Origin of the sequence: Streptomyces sp. NPDC007346, from assembly GCF_040703535.1 — a bacterium.
In the GTDB taxonomy this organism is placed as follows: domain Bacteria; phylum Actinomycetota; class Actinomycetes; order Streptomycetales; family Streptomycetaceae; genus Streptomyces.
This window is the reverse complement of record NZ_JBEYKR010000043.1, coordinates 29,589-46,544: the sequence shown is the minus strand read 5'-3', so window position 1 is coordinate 46,544 and position 16,956 is coordinate 29,589. Positions and strand designations below refer to the sequence as shown.

The 16,956-nt window shown below is 69.5% G+C and carries 17 protein-coding genes and 1 pseudogene; 9 read left to right on the top strand and 9 right to left on the bottom strand.

Annotated features, from left to right (window positions below):
- Positions 1-711 precede the first annotated feature (711 nt).
- The 4 genes from AB0917_RS14215 to AB0917_RS14200 form a co-directional block, all read right to left on the bottom strand.
- Entirely contained in the window at positions 712-1,731 is a 1,020-nt protein-coding gene (locus AB0917_RS14215) for a ketoacyl-ACP synthase III (protein WP_366819800.1), read from the bottom strand.
- A gap of 441 nt (positions 1,732-2,172) precedes the next feature.
- Complete coding sequence (locus AB0917_RS14210; RefSeq protein WP_366819798.1) at positions 2,173-2,907, bottom strand: methyltransferase domain-containing protein; 735 nt, start codon at positions 2,905-2,907, stop codon at positions 2,173-2,175.
- Between the two features lie 50 nt (positions 2,908-2,957).
- The gene (locus tag AB0917_RS14205) at positions 2,958-3,602 is read right to left on the bottom strand and encodes a nuclear transport factor 2 family protein (RefSeq protein WP_366819797.1); all 645 of its coding nucleotides are present in this window, start codon (positions 3,600-3,602) and stop codon (positions 2,958-2,960) included.
- 68 nt (positions 3,603-3,670) lie between these two features.
- Positions 3,671-4,477 (bottom strand): arylamine N-acetyltransferase, encoded by an 807-nt coding sequence (locus AB0917_RS14200; RefSeq protein WP_366819796.1) that lies wholly within the window; start codon positions 4,475-4,477, stop codon positions 3,671-3,673.
- A gap of 290 nt (positions 4,478-4,767) precedes the next feature.
- Between AB0917_RS14200 and AB0917_RS14195 the strand changes: the two genes are divergently transcribed.
- Positions 4,768-5,406, top strand: a complete 639-nt coding sequence (locus AB0917_RS14195; protein ID WP_366819795.1) for an NAD(P)H-dependent oxidoreductase — start codon at positions 4,768-4,770, stop codon at positions 5,404-5,406.
- Between the two features lie 56 nt (positions 5,407-5,462).
- Positions 5,463-6,707 carry an MFS transporter gene (locus AB0917_RS14190; RefSeq protein WP_366819794.1) on the top strand — a complete coding sequence of 415 codons (1,245 nt, stop codon included), beginning with the start codon at positions 5,463-5,465 and terminating at the stop codon, positions 6,705-6,707.
- 85 nt (positions 6,708-6,792) lie between these two features.
- Here AB0917_RS14190 and AB0917_RS14185 read toward each other — a convergent pair whose 3' ends face one another.
- On the bottom strand, positions 6,793-7,515 hold the full coding sequence (locus tag AB0917_RS14185; RefSeq protein ID WP_366819793.1) for a hypothetical protein: 723 nt from the start codon (positions 7,513-7,515) through the stop codon (positions 6,793-6,795).
- Positions 7,516-7,971: 456 nt separating this feature from the next.
- On the opposite strand from AB0917_RS14185, the gene AB0917_RS14180 reads away from it, so the two are divergent.
- Positions 7,972-8,736 carry a hypothetical protein gene (locus AB0917_RS14180; RefSeq protein WP_366819792.1) on the top strand — a complete coding sequence of 255 codons (765 nt, stop codon included), beginning with the start codon at positions 7,972-7,974 and terminating at the stop codon, positions 8,734-8,736.
- A 279-nt stretch (positions 8,737-9,015) separates the two neighbouring features.
- Here the strand turns inward: AB0917_RS14180 and AB0917_RS14175 are convergent, their stop codons facing one another.
- Positions 9,016-9,654, bottom strand: coding sequence for a class I SAM-dependent methyltransferase (locus AB0917_RS14175; RefSeq protein WP_366819791.1), 639 nt, complete (start codon positions 9,652-9,654; stop codon positions 9,016-9,018).
- A gap of 174 nt (positions 9,655-9,828) precedes the next feature.
- Between AB0917_RS14175 and AB0917_RS14170 the strand changes: the two genes are divergently transcribed.
- Positions 9,829-10,773, top strand: a complete 945-nt coding sequence (locus tag AB0917_RS14170; RefSeq protein ID WP_366819790.1) for a hypothetical protein — start codon at positions 9,829-9,831, stop codon at positions 10,771-10,773.
- Positions 10,774-11,100: 327 nt separating this feature from the next.
- Here the strand turns inward: AB0917_RS14170 and AB0917_RS14165 are convergent, their stop codons facing one another.
- Positions 11,101-11,682 carry a snapalysin family zinc-dependent metalloprotease gene (locus AB0917_RS14165; RefSeq protein WP_366819789.1) on the bottom strand — a complete coding sequence of 194 codons (582 nt, stop codon included), beginning with the start codon at positions 11,680-11,682 and terminating at the stop codon, positions 11,101-11,103.
- A gap of 476 nt (positions 11,683-12,158) precedes the next feature.
- On the opposite strand from AB0917_RS14165, the gene AB0917_RS14160 reads away from it, so the two are divergent.
- Entirely contained in the window at positions 12,159-13,076 is a 918-nt protein-coding gene (locus AB0917_RS14160) for an NAD-dependent protein deacetylase (protein ID WP_366819788.1), read from the top strand.
- Between the two features lie 107 nt (positions 13,077-13,183).
- Positions 13,184-13,561: a hypothetical protein gene (locus AB0917_RS14155; RefSeq protein WP_366819787.1), complete on the top strand. Its 378-nt coding sequence runs from the start codon at positions 13,184-13,186 to the stop codon at positions 13,559-13,561.
- Positions 13,562-13,614: 53 nt separating this feature from the next.
- Here the strand turns inward: AB0917_RS14155 and AB0917_RS14150 are convergent.
- Positions 13,615-13,814, bottom strand: a pseudogene (locus tag AB0917_RS14150) (VOC family protein); the annotation flags it as partial.
- Positions 13,815-13,989: 175 nt separating this feature from the next.
- On the opposite strand from AB0917_RS14150, the gene AB0917_RS14145 reads away from it, so the two are divergent.
- Together AB0917_RS14145 and AB0917_RS14140 are read left to right on the top strand one after the other, a co-directional pair.
- Positions 13,990-14,649 (top strand): MSMEG_1061 family FMN-dependent PPOX-type flavoprotein, encoded by a 660-nt coding sequence (locus tag AB0917_RS14145; protein ID WP_366819786.1) that lies wholly within the window; start codon positions 13,990-13,992, stop codon positions 14,647-14,649.
- A gap of 141 nt (positions 14,650-14,790) precedes the next feature.
- Complete coding sequence (locus tag AB0917_RS14140) at positions 14,791-15,360, top strand: DoxX family membrane protein (RefSeq protein ID WP_366819785.1); 570 nt, start codon at positions 14,791-14,793, stop codon at positions 15,358-15,360.
- A 55-nt stretch (positions 15,361-15,415) separates the two neighbouring features.
- On the opposite strand, the gene AB0917_RS14135 is transcribed toward AB0917_RS14140, so the two are convergent.
- Positions 15,416-16,249, bottom strand: a complete 834-nt coding sequence (locus AB0917_RS14135) for a helix-turn-helix transcriptional regulator (protein WP_366819784.1) — start codon at positions 16,247-16,249, stop codon at positions 15,416-15,418.
- 113 nt (positions 16,250-16,362) lie between these two features.
- Here AB0917_RS14135 and AB0917_RS14130 point away from each other — a divergent pair, with 113 nt between their 5' ends.
- Positions 16,363-16,953, top strand: coding sequence for an NAD(P)H-dependent oxidoreductase (locus tag AB0917_RS14130; RefSeq protein WP_366819783.1), 591 nt, complete (start codon positions 16,363-16,365; stop codon positions 16,951-16,953).
- Positions 16,954-16,956 lie beyond the last annotated feature (3 nt).

Genomic DNA, 16,956 nt, shown 5'->3' with positions numbered 1-16,956 from the left:
GGGGGGCTATCACCGCCCAACCCGCCGCCCGGGGGCCCGGGGTGCTCAGCGCCACCACCTCCCGCCCCGTCGGATCAGGGGGGGGGCGGCCGGGGGGCAGCCCACTGCTTGATGCCTTCAGCGAACCAGAAGCCCACCGACGCCACCGCTTCGAGCGCCGGCAGCAGCACGGCTCGGTTGAGGTCCGCAAGGAACTTTCGTGTTCACCGTGCTCCGGCAGGCAGCCAAGCCGCAAGCGGCCAGCGGCCAGCCGGAGTACGGCTCCTCAGATCCGAGCGCCTGCGATCCGGGGCAGCCTTGTTCACGAGTCACAGTCGCCGGACCCCTACGCCGTGGGGCGGACCGTGGGCAGGCCGAGCAGCAATCGGGGTGCACGGCCTCACCGGAAGGTGCAGCCAACACCCAACGAACCGAGTCGTTCGGGCCTGTGTCCCGGCGAGTGCCGGCCGCAGGCTGAGCCCGCCTACGGCGCAGGACAAGCGCATGCCGCATGATCGGATGATCTCGCGGAAGAGTATCTGCACAACGATCTGCGAGAGATCCACGAGGCGATGCTTGGAAGCCCGACGAACTCGGCGAGTACAGCATCCGCCGCACCCTGACCTCGACAGGTACCAGTCTTCGTGAAAGCCCCGCCCACGACGCGGCCGCCACCGCCTCGCACCACCCTCGGCACCAGACCGACAGGGCGCAGGCGAGGGTCTTGGCCTCTCACCACTCGATGAGGGCGAAGCCCAGGTTGAAGCCGCCGCCGAAGGCGCAGAGCAGCACCTTCTCGCCCGGCCCGAGGGCTTGCTGCCGGGCCGCCGCGTCGAGGGTGATGGGGATGGACGCGGAGCCGGTGTTGCCGTATCGGGTGACGGTGGTGTGCATCCGGGCCCGGGGGAAGCCCAGCGACTGGTCCAGTTCGGCGAGCATCACGCCGTTGGCCTGGTGCGGGACGATGTGGGACACCTCCGCCTTGTCGATGCCCGCGTCGTCGAGGAAGGTCTGGAGGGTTTCCGGCAGGGTGGTGTACACCGCCTCCTTGACGCCGCGCCCGTTCATGGTGAAGTAGTGCGCTCCCTCGGCCAGGGTCTGGGCCGTGGTGCCCATCCGGGTGCCGCCGGCGGGGACTTTGATGAGGTCGTGGCCCTCGGTGTAGGTCAGCAGGCGGGTGGCGGTCACAGCGCGGCGGCCGGTGGCAGGTCCCAGGACGACGGCGCCGGCCCCGTCTCCCCACAGCACGCGGGTGCGCGGGTCGGTGGGGTCGGTGATCCTGCTGTACATGTCCGCGCCGATGACCAGGGCGTATCCGCCGCCGGCGATCATGCTCCGGGCGGCGGACAGGGCGTAGACGAAGCCGCTGCACACCGAGTTGAGATCGAAGGCGGCCGCGGTGCTCGGTGTCTGCAGGAGTTCGGCGACGACGGTGGCCGTGGGCGGCTGGGGGGAGTCGGGGGTGGACGTGGCGACGATGATCAGTGACAGGTCGGCGACGGAGACTCCCGCGTTCTCCAGTGCGGCGCGGGCCGCTGCGGCCGCCAGGTCGGAGGTGGCTTCGTCGTCCTTGCCGTAACGGCGCTCGTGGATGCCCGTCTTGCGTACGATCCACTCGTCATCGACGCCCGCTGTGGAGCCGACGTCGTCGTTGGTGATGACGCGGGAGGGAACATAGGATCCGGTGCCCAGGATGCTCACCGGTGTCGGTGTCCGGGGTGCGCCCGCCTCGCCGGCGATTTCAGCAGTCATTCTCACTCCCAAGAAGTAGTGGCTTCCATCGCCGCGAGACCGGACCCGGGCCGGCCCAGGCCCGGCCCGGGCCCGGTCCGGGTCCGGTTCGATCCAGGTCCGGAACCAGGTCCAGGTCCGGGTCCGGGTCCCGTCCGGTCCAGATCCGGGCCGGTCCAGATCCAGGTCACGGGTCCAGGGCCGGGTCCGATCCAGGTCCAGTCCAGGGCCAGGTCCGGCCCGATCCCGTCCGGGTCCGGCCCGGTCCGATCCGGGTCCGGTTCGATCCGGGTCCAGGTCCAGGTCCGGGTCCAGGTCCCGTCCAGGTCCCGTCCAGGTCCGATCCCGTCCGTGTCCAGTCAGGTCCGGGTCCAGTCAGGTCCGGGTCCAGGTCCGATCCCGTCCGGGTCCGGTCAGGTCCGGTCAGGTCCAGGGCCGATCCAGGTCCAGGTCCGGGTCCGGTCAGGCCTTCCTGAGGTACTCCAGGAGGCGGAAGTTGGCGGTCGTGCCGTTGCTGACGAACTCCAGGACGCCGAGCTCGGTACGGGTCAGCCCGGCCTCCTGCTCCAGCTCGGCCAGCTTGTCCCAGTCACCGTGGTCGTTGAAGCCGAGGAAGAGCCGCCCGCCCTCGGCCAGGTGCCGGGGGCCGTCCAGGAGGAAGGAGCGGTGGGAGACATAGCCGGGGTCCATGATGGCCCGCTGCATGTAGTGGGTGTAGGTGAAGTCGTCCGGTGCCAGCAGGGCGTTGGAGTCCCAGTAGATGACGTCGAAGCGCTCGTCGGGGTCAAGAGCGGCGAACATGTCGCTGCGCAGGGCCCGCACGTGCCCGGCCACCCCGTGCCGGGCGGCGTTCACCAAGGTGTTGTCCACCGCTTCCTGGGTGATGTCCAGGGCGGTGACCTGCCCGGCGCCCTTGAGGGCAGCGATCACGGAGGTCACCCCGCAGCCGCTGCCGACCTCGAGGAAAGAGCCCCCCTCCGGGTAGGGCAGCCACTCGGTGAAACCTTTGGTCTCGGGGGAGATGTAGGGGGGCCAGACGCCGGGCAGCAGGTCCCAGGTGCGCTCCAGGAGGTGGAACTCGATGGGTTCGTTCTGCTGGGCGTGGGCGAAAAGCTCCGGTGGCAGGCCCGCCGGGATCGGCCGGCCGGCCCCCTGCGCTCTGTTCGTGTCCGTGCTCGCCGCGTCGGTGCTGGTCATGTTCGTGTGCTCCTGGCCGTTCGGGGGCGATGGGATAGGTGCGCCGTTCCTCAGAAAGTCACAGAAGGTATCTGGGCGGGCTCGGCCAGCCACCGGGCGTTGTCGTCGTACACCGCGCGCATCAGTTCCGGGCGGTCGATACCCGGCCGGTCGGGATGGTTTCCCCAGCCGGCCTGGTTCGACCAGTACTGGGTGTAGCGGTAGGAACGCCGGTAGGAGCTGAGCAGTTCGGTGTCCAGGGACATACGGTCCCCCACGTACTCGGGAGCCACGGAATCCTTGAGATACACCGCCCGGAACTCCGCGATACGCCAGTCGTGCTGCCGTTTCTCGACCCGGAAACACATCCTCTCCCACACGAAGAGCGTCGCTTCCTGACCATCGATCTGCACCGGCATGACGATCTGCGCGGGCAGCTCGGCAAAAGCCCGGTCCCCGTTCACCTGCACCTGGATGGGCCCCAGCTGGTGCAGCCCCTGACCGCGGGAAGTGGCTGCCAGCTTCTGGGTGTTCGCGATGAATTCCGCACCGCCGCACGATGCCCAGCCGACCGCGATACGCGTGTCCGGGTAATAGCTCGCCGCCATTTCGTCCCACTGCCCGGTGTCACGCGCCCAGCGTTCACGTATCACACACTCCCGGGCAGCCTCGGCGGCCAGCATCTCTGCCGTGCCGCTGCGCTCTCGTGTACCCATTCACTCGCTCCTATCGGCCAGTTCGAGGGGTGCCTCGTCGACTTCGTCACCAGGTGATTCCACGGGTGTCAGCTGATGTACATGTCCACTTCCTCACCCCGGTAGGAGGCAGTGGTCCTCGGCGCACGCTCGACAGCAATTCCCAGATGCGTCCGGTAGGCGGCCACCACCGCTTCGTCCGTGGTCAGTTCCTCGGTACGGCGCAGGCCGTCCTCCGTCACCGTGAGGGTGTTCCCCTTCATGCTCACGCGCCCCGTGGCGGTCACCTGGGCGGCGAACACGTACTGCAGGAAAGGCGAGTCGGGCGCCGTGCGATACCACCACAACGTGGGCAGGAAGGCGTCCAGGGTCGTCGCACGGTCATCGACCCGGTACTGCGGCCTGCCCTTGAGGAGGACATCCACCTCACCGTTCCCGACCGGCACCAGCTCGTAGGCACCGTGCGCGTCCAGCTGTTCACCACGGGTACCGAAGAAGAGCGGCCCGCGGGGGCACTTACCGAACCCGACATCCACCAGCAGGCTCTCACCGCCCAGCGTCACCCTGAGAACCAGGTGACACAGAGGCGGGCCCAGCTTCTCCCCGCTGTAGGTCCTGGCCGGCAGGATCTCCACGTGATAACCGAGCGCCTCGAGCAGAAACCCGAAAGCCGGGTTCAGCTCGTAACACCCGCCCCCACGACCCCGGTGCACGATTTTGTCCACGACACTCTCATCGAGCTTCACCGGCGTGCCGTCGTGGTAATCGAGATTCTCGAACGGAACCGAAAGAACATGGCGTTCCTGCAAGTGCCGCAGCGCATCGAGGTCGGCGGCCTCCGGCCGCTGTGCACCGATACGCTTCAAATACAGATCGACGGTGGCGTCGTTCAACACTGCGGCCCCCTGCGGGATAGGGAAATTCGGCTGACTCACTCTGCTGCCGACGGTGGTCCTGCTGCCATCGGTTCACCGGCGGCCGAGTCAAGCGCCCCCCCGAACTCCTTGGCAAGAGCCGCATCCGCGTTCTGTCAGGTCCGGCAACCCAGTTGACATAGTTCGATCCGCGACGTTGCCACCGAAGTCGCCTCCCACCATGCTGACCCGGCACGTCGCCGTCGGCCCGCCCGACCGCCCCACCCGCGAAACCGCCCTTTCCCCCACCCGCACAAGGGAGCAACCCCGGCATGACGAACATCGCGATCGTCTACTACTCCGCCACCGGACACGTACACCAACTGGCCCACGCCGCCGCCCAGGCCGCCGAGAAAGCCGGCGCCGAGGTACGGCTGCGCAGGATCGGCGAAGTGGTCCCCGGGCAGGACACCGCCGACCTGCTCTGGATCGACCGCACCGTATGGACCGAGCACGTCGACGCCACCGCCCAGATCCCCCTCGCCCAGCTCGCCGACCTCGAATGGGCCGACGCCATCATGATCGGCACCCCCGTCCGCTACGGCCTGCCGGCCCCCAAACTCATGGAATGGATCGACACCACCACCGACATGGCCATCGCCGGCAAGCTCCACGACAAACCCGTCACCGCGTTCACCTCCGGCGACGGGGCACACGCCGGCCAGGAAACAGCCGTACTCGGCCTCCACAACACCTTCTGCCACTGGGGCGGGATCATCGTGCCCAACGGCATCACCCACGAAGTGATCAGCAAGCGCCGCGCCAACGGCTGCCCCTACGGAACCGCCAGCCACTCACGGCAGAAAGAACCCGGCACCGTCCCCGCCGACAACATCGCCGCCGTGGAATACCAGGCCCGTCACGTCATCGAGATCGCCGCGATCCTGGGCCGGGGACGCGCCGTATCCTGAAACACCCCCACCGCACCACCCCGCTCCAACAGGCCTTTTCGCACCCAGGAGACACCATGGCCATCCAGTCCGACGGACCCAGCCCGCCCCGCTCCTTAGCAACACCGGACACCGGCCGCAACGGCCCGACCCCACCACGGGTCGCAGGAGCATGGCTCGCCCTGATCGCCGCCCCGGCAACCCTCGGCGTCACCGCACCCGTCATCGTCCTGCCCAAAATGGCCGACGGCTACAACATCGGCCTGGACACCGCCAGCTGGCTGGTAACCGTCACAGCACTCGCGATAGCCGTGGGCACCCCCCTGGCCGGCGGACTGATCAGCCGGCGCGGACTACGCACCGCACTGATCACCAGCACCCTCCTCCTCATCGCCGGCACCCTCATCGTGGCCGTCATGCCCTGGCTGGAAATAGCCCTGATCGGCCGCGCCGCACAAGCCCTGGGCAGCACCGGACTGATCGCCGTCGCGATGAACCTGGCAGGAACCGCCGGCCGGATGGGCCTGATCACCTCCACCATCGCCGCCTGCGCCGCCATCGGCCCCCTCATCGGCTCACTGGTCACCGACTGGACCTCCTGGCACATCGTGCTCCTCCTGCCCGTGGTGGCCGCACTGTTCGTACCCCCCGTCCTACGACACGCCCCCACCACCCCGGCCGACGACAGCCCCTTCGACACCCGCGGCGCACTTCTGCTCACCGCCCTGGCCACCGCCCTCGTCGTCATCCCCTACTCCCCCCTGCCCGCGACCATCTGCGCCGTGGCCACCGCCCTCCTCCTCACCATCCACATCAAAAACCGCCCCGACGGATTCGTCCCCCTCACCCTCCTACGCTCCCCGCTCTTCATCGGCGTCAGCCTCCTGGCCCTCCTCCTGGCCACCTCCTTCTTCCGGCTCCTCTTCGTCATCCCCGCACAACTCTCCGACCACGCCGGATGGAACGAAGACGCCATCGGCGTCGGCACCCTCATCGCCCAGATAGCCGGCTCCATCCCCGCATTCCTCATCGCAGCGATCGCCCTCCGCATGGGCCGAACCCTCACCGCGATCATCCTGACCACCACCGGGATCCTCGCCACCGTCCTGACCGCCACGTCCACCTCACCCACCATCATCCTGACAGCCCTGGCCATCGCACTCTTCGCCGCAGCAGGCGGACAAGGCGCCCTCATGGCCCACGCCACCCACACCGTCACCCCCACCAAACGCCCCGTCGCCATCGGCCTGTTCAACCTCTCCTACCAACTCGGCGGAGCACTCGGCCCCGCCATCGTCGCCATGACCATCACCACCACCTAACACACCACCACACAACACACACAGAACAGCAGGCACAGCACAACGGCAGGCACAGCACAACGCTCGCTCGACGTCAGCACTTGAGTCAGGGAGTCTCCTTGTGACGCTCCGCTCGTTGGCGCGCCGCCTGCAACGTGTGTCGCTCGGTGAAGGCACCGTCTGCCTGCCGCGGCAAGGAACCGTACCGATCTGTGGCGATCTGATCGATGCGGGCTGTGTAGCGGCTTGCCGCTGCTTTGAGTGCCTCTGCCGGCGGCAGGAGGTCTTCTGCTACGCGCAGGGCGCGCAGCACGTCACTGGTCAGTTGGATCAGCCGGGCCAGCTCGTCGTTCGCCGTGCTGCTGCCCAGTTCCGCATGGCCCTTCCGGGCCGCGGCGCGCCGGGCTTGTTCCTCCATGGCCAGGACCACTGCCTGGCGTCGGCGCTCAAGGGTGCGGAAGGTGTGGCTTCCAGGCTCGGCCGCTACCGCTTCGGCAGCCTGAACCGCCTTCGACAGCTTCGACGAGAACCGGGTGGCGGCCAGCGCGGCGGCCTCCTGTTCCTTGCGCTCGGCTTCCCTGCGCTGTTGCTGCAGTCCGGGCCAGGCAGGGAACTCCTCCCTGCCTGCGAGCTGGCCTCTGGTCCGGGGACTCGCCTTCTCAGCCTTGGTCAGGCGGCTGTCCCATTCGCCGTGCAGAGTGAAGCTGTAGGCGCTGCACCCGACAGTTCCCCACCCACCGTATCCGTGGCGGCCGTGCGACCAGCGGCCGTCGAAACTGGTGATCGGCTCCCCGCAGTTCCGGCACTGCTCAGGTTCCTGATTCGTCACAATCCCACCCCACGACATGTCTTCCGGTCGGCTCCCGCATCGAACGAACGTCAGCCCTCGTCATCCTTCCATTCCGTGCTGACAGCGGTACGTCGAAGGGGCACCAGGAGATGTCGGGCGGGTACCGCATGGTTAAGGCCTCACCCGTAAAATCGCCGCCACCGCCAACGCAGGGGCTACGGCCTGTGTGCCAGAACGTCGTCTGCCGCCTGTCTTCCATGGCCTGGCCCACCCGCGGAACAGCTCAGCCGCGCACCTGCCGGTCAGCCTCCGGTCCCGGAGGCAAGCGGCGGGAGGTGATCTGGCCTTCCTGCCCAGGCCCGTACGGCGACGGGGCGGAGATGTCGGCTTCACGCGGGTGCGAGGCGCAGGGGTAACGGCAGGGGTAGGTTCGGGTCAGGAGTCTGGGGGCGGGTTATGAGCAGACAAGGCCGGGCGGACGTGGTGGACAGGGCTATGGCCGTGAGGCTGCTGCCCGATACAGCTCTGCAGGCGTTGAGGAGTTGGTGGAGCGAGAACGCGGCGACGTTCCCGGACGGGATGCCGGGCGCGCACACGGTCCGCTACTCCCCCAGCCAGTGGGCGCAGATCACCTCTTGGCCCTCGGCACTGGCTTCGACGTCTCATTCCGGTGATGCCGGAATCAGCCGAGCGCAGGTGGCGACCATCGTCGCTGACGCGCTGCGGCGCGAAGCGTTCAGCGAGGCGCTGGTGGCCACCTATGTGTGGGGAAAGGGCAAACGCGGCTCCCCCGGCGGCAGCGGCCCCGCCACCCTTCAGAAGATCCTGGCCGCCGAGGGCCTGAATACCTCACTGGCTCGTGCGGTCATCGCGTTGAGCGAGCACAGCGCAGAAGCTGCTTATGCGGGGCTACGGGGCCTTGTTCGTGGGTTCGGTCCGTCGTTCTTCACCAAGTTCCTGTACTTCGTCGGCAAGACGGTTCCGTCGGCAGCCGGCCCCCAACCGCTCATCCTCGACCGGGTTCTGGCCCGCCGGCTACGGCCCCTGGCCCAGGCAGTCGGCCGGGAGACCGGTCACGACCCCGACGGCTCGATAGCCAACTGGGTCTGGCGGGATCAGACCTGGTCACCGCACCGCTACGCGGTCTACCTCTCGTTCATGCACGCGGCAGCCGACCAAGCAGCGGCAACGGATACCTGGCCGTCGAACGCCGCGCCCGACCTTCTCGAGTACGCCCTCTTCAGCGCTTCATTGAAGTGAACGGAGGCTGGCAAGGTACAGGGCTTGAATCGTGCCACGGCAGGGGCGTTCTTACGGAACCGCTGCCCAAGTGCCTAGCTGCCGATGGTGTGATGGCTTCATGCAGCCTGAGCATTGTGTGACCCGAAACCACATCGAGGTGGGGGGTGACGGCCTGCTGCCGTCGGGGCCAGGTCGGATCAGGTTCTGGGCGGTGCTGCGCGGTTCGCTCCTGCCGATCCTTGTCTGGACTGGTGTCGGGTGCTTGACGTACTCGCACGGCCATTCTCGTGGTCAGCTTCACTCGCGGGCAGGGCCGACAGAGCGGACATGCACGCTGACAGCGTAGCCACAGCCGGGGACGTACGGATCGCCGCTCCAGGTGGCGTAACGCTGCCGCAAGGTCAGTCCCGACCGGGCACACCACTGGTCGAACTCCTCCAGTCCGAAGGGTGCCTCGGGCAGCGGCAGGTGGTCAGCGTCCAATCCCATGCCCGTCACCAGCAATCCGCCGGGGCGTAGTGCGGCGGCCAAGCGGCCCACGACGGTTTCTTCGGTACCTGGGGCCAGGAGGGGGATGACGTTTCCGGCGGCGATCGTCAGGTCGAAGGCGCCGTCCGCACCGGGGGCGTCCATCCGGGCCAGGTCCCCGAGGAGCCACTCCTGTGTGGGGGCTTCGCGGCGGGCGACGGCGAGCATCGAGGGATCGATGTCCACACCCGTGCAGCGGTGTCCCAGCTCGGCAAGCCGGATGGCGATCCGTCCTGTGCCGCAGCCGGCGTCGAGCACCCGGGCGGCAGGGGGCAGCAATGCGGCGCAGAACGCGGCCTCGCCATGGATGTCGTGACCCGATTCGGCAAGCTGCGCGAAACGCCGCGCGTACTGCTCTCCGGCCTCCCTGCCGGTCAGTTCCGCCCAACGGTCCTGTTCCCCGGTCATGCTCACCGCGCCTCCCAGTCAGTGCCGCTCCGGAGCAGGAGCGACGCGCCCACCATGATGGCGGATGCGGTCCTCCGCTGCGACGCGTCCGGCTGCCGCTGCTCAGGAGGCTCCCAGGCGTCCTACCGTGTGAAGCGCGCCCGCCCACGTTTCGATCAGCAAGGACCACCAGGCGTGAACGTCGGAATCCTCTCTCGGATACGCGACTCCGCTGCCCGGCTCGGAGCCGGGGTCCCCTACGCCCTGAAGGTACTGGCCGGCCGGCTCGCCGACGATCCTGACCCGGGGCAGGGTTCGAGTCTGCCCGGCGTCCTCACCGTGACGGTGGACGGCGACCTGTTCGAGGACTGCCCCACGCTGAGCATCGGCCATATCCGTGAGTCCGACCGGATGGAGATCCGGTACGTGAACCCGGTTCCCTCTGCGCAGCCCGCCGCCCCGGACCACAGCGAGGACCAGGGCCGGCAGCAACACCGGCCTGTCGCCGAGGCCGGTTCCGTACGGAAGGTCGCTGGCGCATGGCGCCGCATCACCTGCTGGCTGCGGCACAACGCCCCGTCTCGTTACGACGCACTCCGCACCGGAGCCAGTCCCGCCGCCCTCTCCTGCCTGGAGGACAGTCTGGGCATTCGGATCTCCGTCGAGCTGAGCGTCCTGTGGCTTCTGGCAGCCGGCGACGATGGAGGTGACGGCTGGGGCTGTCTTCCGGGAGATCGGGGCCTGATGAATCTGGACGCCGTGGCCGCCGCGTACCGGCTGAAGAGGGAAGATCAGGTCAGCCAGGATCTCCTCAACGTCGATCGTGCCGGTGACGGGTCGGTCATCGGCTGGGGCCCACGTGGCTTCCGGTGTTCGCTCTGGGCCCGGCCGGCAGCGCGGCGGGGCTCTGTCTGGACACCGCAACCGGCCGCCTGGGGCAGTGGTCCCGGTACAACGACGCCCCCTGCGAGGAGCGCGACACCCTGGTCATCTATCGGGAAACGGCCGTCGACTTGCTCGATACCCCAGCCCTGGGCCACACAGGACAAGCCTGGTCTTGCCGGTGGGGCGCTGGTGTGGCTCAGCAGTGTCGGTCCTGTGCAGGAAGACCGTTGGCGTCCGTGGACCGGCACAACGTAGGAGGGGGCCGGGCCCTGTGGGACCAGCCCCCTTCCGCTTGCACCTGGTAACGCTACGTCAGTCGATCTGCCGCCCAGTGCAGGCAGTCACCGGGAGGGGCGTGCCGTGCACGGACCCCGGCAGCGTCAGGGAACCTCGTCTCCATCCAGCGCCCGCCGCGCCTGAACCGGTAGCCCGGCTGAACGCCTTCTGGTCTGCTCACTGGAGATCGCGGCACGCCCTCACCGCTCCGTTACGCTCGGGCCGTCCGTCGCCGTACGGGTTGCTCGCGAGCGTCCCGGAATTCGGCGGCGGGGCCCGGTTCCTCTCGTCTCGGCGTAGTGCCGGCTACGGCGCGTCCACCAGGATCCGACCGTCAGCCGGGGTACGTGCGGCGGCGCCGTTGCCGTACAACGACTCGACGCGGGCCTGCTCGGCCGCGTCAGGCACCGCGTTCCTGCAGGTGATCCCGGCGCTCGAGCCGGACATCAGCTGGGAGCACGGGCCGGGCTTGGTGTCCGGCAGGCCCAGGCTGTGGCCGATCTCGTGAGCGGCGATGCGGGTCTTGTCGTGGCCCTCAGTGACCGCCTGGCTGCCCAGCTCCACCCGGACCTGGCCGCCCGGACGGACCGGGCCGAGGGTGGCCTGCGGCCAGCCGTTGGTGGCCACGATCTGGATCTCGGCGCGCGCCCCGGGGGCGGCCTCAACCAGCTTGACGTTGTCGACGTTCGCGTTCCACGAGGCGACGCCCTCCGTGATCGCCGCCTCCCAGCCGCCGGCGCGGCTGCCGTCGTAGTGGAGTGTCACCACCGCCGACGCGGCCGGTCCCGCGGACGGGGCCGACGCGGGCACGGCGTTCGCCGCCGTGCCCGTGGTCAGAGTGATTGCCGCGGCGATACCTGCCGCCTTGAGCCATACCGAATCCAGCATTGCCTTGTCCCTTCACTCATGGGGGGTCCGGGTCCGTACGGAACCGGGAGAGCGGGAGGACGACCACGGCGAGCTGGACCAGAGCGATGACCAGTCGCCGAACCTCCGGGGCCGCAGAACCTATGCCCACCTCAAGGCACTGATCATGCCCCTGTCATGCGAGACCGGCTGGAAAATGCCCCTGCCCCGCCGCCAGGTCCGCCCTTCAGCGATCGCACGCACCGCTCCCGGCCCGGCAGAACCCTGTCGGTCTTCAGCCAGCAGCCACGATCCCGCCGGCCCTGCACTCATGCAGGCATGGCCTGATATCGCCCTCCCTCGCCAGGCAGGCCGCCGGGCAAGCAAGCACGGAGGCACTGTCGGGCCGCCGACGTCGGCCGGAGCTCGCCTGACGCGCGAAAGCGCCCCGCCGCCCCGCCGCCCCGCCGCCCCGGCGCGGAGCCCTGTACCGGCAGCTGGTTCCGTACCCTGGAGGGATGCGGATGCGCCCCACTCTGAGCTGGACCTCTGCCGGGGAGCTGCCCCCGGCCACCACCGATCCGAAGCCGGTCGCCGATGCGCTGAGCAACGGCAGGGTGCTGGTGCTGAGCGGGGCAGGCATCTCCACGGAGTCCGGCATCCCCGACTACCGCAGCGCGGGCGGGAGCCTGAGCCGGCACACCCCGATGACGTACCAGGAATTCACCACCGACGCCCAGGCCCGTCGCAGGTACTGGGCGCGCAGCCACCTCGGCTGGCGCACCTTCGGCCGCGCCCGCCCCAATGCCGGGCACCGGGCCGTGGCCTCCTTCGCACAGCACGGGATGCTCTCGGGTCTGATCACCCAGAACGTCGACGGCCTGCACCAAGCCGCCGGCAGCGAAGAGGTGGTCGAACTCCACGGAAGCCTGAACCGGGTGGTCTGCCTTTCGTGCCGCACCTTCAGCCCGCGCCGCGAGCTCGCCCAGCGGCTGGAGGAAGCCAACAAGGGCTTCGCGCCGGTGGCCGCCGCGATCAACCCGGACGGTGACGCCGACCTCACCGACGTACAGGTCGGGGACTTCCGCGTGGTGCCCTGCTCCGCCTGCGGCGGCATCCTCAAACCCGACGTGGTGTTCTTCGGCGAAGCCGTGCCCCCGCAACGGGTCGAACACTGCCGCGAACTGGTCCGCCGGGCGGCCACCCTCCTCGTCCTGGGCTCCTCCCTGACGGTCATGTCCGGCCTCCGCTTCGTCCGCCAGGCGGCCGAGGCCGGACAACCCGTACTGATCGTCAACCAGGACCCGACCCGCGGCGACCGCCATGCCATCACCCGCATCGCCCTCCCGCTGGGCCCAGCTCTCACCACCGTGGCCGGCCGGCTCGGCGTTGCCCTCCACGACACAGCACCCCAGGCCGAGCCCGAGGCCGGATGAGGCGGCCACCGCCACCCGGGACCCACCGCGGCCCTTTCGTGGCTCCCGAGAAGCCGCACTGATGCCCATGGGCCGTCTCCTGAATCGTTCATGAGATCGTCGTGCTCATGAACGAGTCCTGGGTGATCGATGACGGCGGCACCGTCCCTGTGGCGGCCGAGGCCGTGGTGGAGACGCTTCGGGAGAGGGTCGGCAGAGGTCTGCTGGAGACGTGGCTGAGGAGTTCGTCCGGTCGGTCGATGGCCTTCGTGACGAACACCGAGCGGGCGATGGTGGTGCTGCTCGGCGGCGAGGGTGATCCAGGCGAGCATGCCGTGGACCCAGGAGCCGACGGATGGAGCGAAGGGTTCGTTCTGTCCAACGGGCAGCACGACGCCTACCCCGGTCAGGACACCGTGCCCATCGGTGAGGCGTTCAGGCTCGTGGAGCGCATCGTCAGCACGGGCATGTGGCCCGCGGACGCGCGCTGGGTCGCCGATCGCTGAGACAGCGGCTGTCGCCCGGCCCGGACGAGGGTGGCGGCGGCAGCGTCAGGAAGTCATGGCGTCCGGTCTGACTGGCTGTGCGGAACGCGGAACTCGTTGCCTTCGGGGCCGGCAAGGGCCGCCCAGCCGAAACCATCGGGCTGCCGGAGATCGGCGACAAGGGTGGCGCCGGTCTCCGGCAGCCGTCGCCCATCTCTTGTTCACGCGCGGCGTCCGGGTGCCGGCACAGGTGGGTCCGGTTCTCGATCGTCCTACGGGCTGACCCGCCATTGATCTTGCGACGTGCCGGTCCACCCGCAGCAGGCTGGGGGGGCGTGCTCGCGTGGGCCTGTTCGATCGTCGCACGCCGGGCAACTTGCGCGGGTGTCTCCACGTCCCCGCCCGCCACCGACCAGGATCAATCGCTCGTGCTCGTTAGGGTCGGGGGTATGACGACACCTCTCGCCGGCAGTGCCTTCGACTCGCTCCGCCTCGACGCCGTACCCGACCGGGAGGCGTTGCGCCGGGCGTACGAACTCCCCGGCGACGCGGCCGTACGCAAGCAGATGACCGAACTCACCGAACAGTCCAAGCGGTTGATCGGATGCTCATCTCTGGTCCTGGTCGCCAGCGCGGACGCCGAGGGCAACTGTGACGTCTCGCCGCGCGGCGGCCCGGCCGGGTTCGTCGCCGTCCTGGATTCACGGACGGTGGCGATACCGGACGCGACCGGCAACAAGCGGCTGGACACCCTGCAGAACGTCATCACCACCGGACGGGCCGGGCTGCTGTTCGTCATCCCCGGGCGCACCACGACGCTCAGAGTGAACGGCCGGGCTGTCGTCTCCACCCGCCCGGACCTGCTGTCGCAGCTGACCGCCGTGGGCAAGCCGCCGGCCAGTGCGCTGGTGCTGGGGATCGAGGAGGTCTACCCGCACTGCCCCAAGTCGCTGCTGCGCAGCGGCACCTGGAAGCCGGAGCAGTGGCTGCCGAAGGACGCCCAGCCGACCTCGGCCGAGGTGACGCTGGCCCAGCTGCGGATGCCGGAGCTGACGATCGCCGACATCGAGCAGGCGGAGTCGGACGCGCTGAAGTACCGGTACGAGTAACGGGCCGCTCTGCGAGCGCGCACGGGCCGGCCGAACCCCCAGGTCGGCAGGGGCCGGCATCAAGCGCGGGTCGGCACGTCGGCCCCGGGGGCCCACGGAAGGCGCGTGTGTGCTCTCCCCCTGGCGGGGCAGCCGACCATCATGACTGTTCTGCGCAAACTCGCCCGGCCCCTGCTGGCCTCCATGTTCGTCAGCGGCGGATACGACGCGGTGCGCGATCCCGCGCGCCTGGTGCCGGCCGCGGAGCCCGTGACCGATCCCGTCTCCGCGAGGGTCTCACCGCGAACCTCGCTGTTGCCGGAGGACCCCGAGCACCTCGTACGCCTCAACGGCGCCGTACAGCTCGGCGCCGGCGTCCTGCTGGCGCTGGGGTGCGCCCCCCGGCTGGCCTCGGCGGCCCTCGCCGCGACCCTGATCCCGACGACCCTGGCGGCCCACCGGTACTGGACGGTCGAGGACCCGCAGGAACGCGCGGCCCAGCGGATCCACTTCTTCAAGAACGCGTCCATGCTCGGCGGACTCCTCATCGCCGCCGCCGACACCCACGGCAAGCCCTCGCTCGCCTACCGCACCCGTCATGCCGCAGGCCACGCCTCCGACGCCGTCACCCACCAGGCGCATGCGGCCGCCGACCGGGTCGGCGACGTGGCAGGCAGTGCCGTGGGGAGCGTCACGGACGCCGTCGAAGCGGCCCGCAAGCGCCTGCCGTGACCCCGGCCCGCAGGCTCCCGGCGTACCGGCGCTGTCGGCGTACCAGAAGGGGATCTCACACGGCACGCAGTCGGCCGGAGGCGCGGTCTCCGAGCCCGTCGACGCTCCGGGCCGTCGCCTCGTCCGCGGGAAGGAAGACCACCAGCTGTTGAGCGTCCTCGGGGAGCTCCAGGGTCTCGCGGACCAACGCCAGTTCGCATCCGGAGGGGTGGTGGAGCCGTAGGGGCCCCCGCCGCGGAACCACGTGTCGGTCCAGACGGCGGGTGAAGTCCGGGCCCGCGGTGGGGGCGAGTTCCGCGGTGAACCACTCGAAGCTCGCCGCTGAAGGCCCGCACCACAGTTCGAAGGCCCGCTCGTCCGCGACCTCGTCCCAGTCGGCGAAGAACGTGCGGGCCCGGGGGTCGGTGAAGACGTAACGGGTGAGGTTCGGCGGGTCGGCGTCGAGCAGGCCGCTGCCTCGGGCCACCGACTCGAAGCCACCGGTGCGGGCGAGGATGTCGCCCAGCCGGTTGGTCACCACGGCGATCCCCGGCTCCAGGAGACCGAGCGTCCGCAGAACCGACGGGCGGACATCGCGGCGCGGCGGCGCGGGCCGGGTGTGCGCGATGCACTCGCCGCCGGTGATCTTCGAAAGATGGCGCAGGTGATCGCGCTCCTGCGGATTCAGGCCGAGTGCGTCCGCGAGGGCGTTCACCACGGCAACGGAGGGGTTGCGATCGCGGCCCTGCTCCAGACGGGTCAGGTACTCGACGCTCACCCCCACTCGCGAGGCGAGGTCGGAGCGCCGCAGCCCCGGCGCCCGGCGGCGCCCCCAGTCCGGCACCCCCAGTGACTGCGGCTGGACGCTGTCGCGCTTGGCCCGGATGAAATCCCCCAACGGCGAACCCATGCCGGGAGGATACGACGCCTGCCCCCGGCCGCGGGAGCGCTCAGGGTGGCCCTGCGGGGGCCAGCCTGAGCACGGCCTGGTGGGGACCGTGCCGCGGCCGGATCGTGGTGGCCATGGACAACAAGCCCAAGCTCGTGATCATCGTAGGAAGCGTCCGGGAGGGCCGGTTCGGACCAGTCGTGGCCTCCTGGGTCGCCGAACAGGCCGGCGCGCACGGCGCTTTCGACGTGGCCGTCGTCGATCTGGCCGACTTCGACATCCCCTCGGCGCTGCCCGCCGTGTCACCGAAGGGCGCCGACGACTATCCCCGGCCCGCCCGGATGGCAGCGCTGACCTCCGCCCTGGACAGCGCCGACGCGTTCGTCGTCGTCACCCCGGAGTACAACCACAGCTATCCCGCGTCACTCAAAGCGGCCATCGACTGGCACTTCACCCAGTGGACGGCCAAGGCCGTCGCCTTCGTCAGTTACGGCGGAGCGGCGGGCGGCCGGCACGCGGTCCTGCATCTGGAGAACGTCCTGACCGAACTGCACGCGGTGACCATCCGTGACGGTCTCGCCTTCCCGAACTACTTCACCGCCTGGCAGGACGGCCGCCCCCTCGCGCCCGAGGCACCCGGCCATGCCAGGACACTCCTCGACCAACTGGCCTGGTGGGCCACCGCACTGCGCTCGGCGCGCCACGCGGCGCCCTTTCCCGTCTGATCG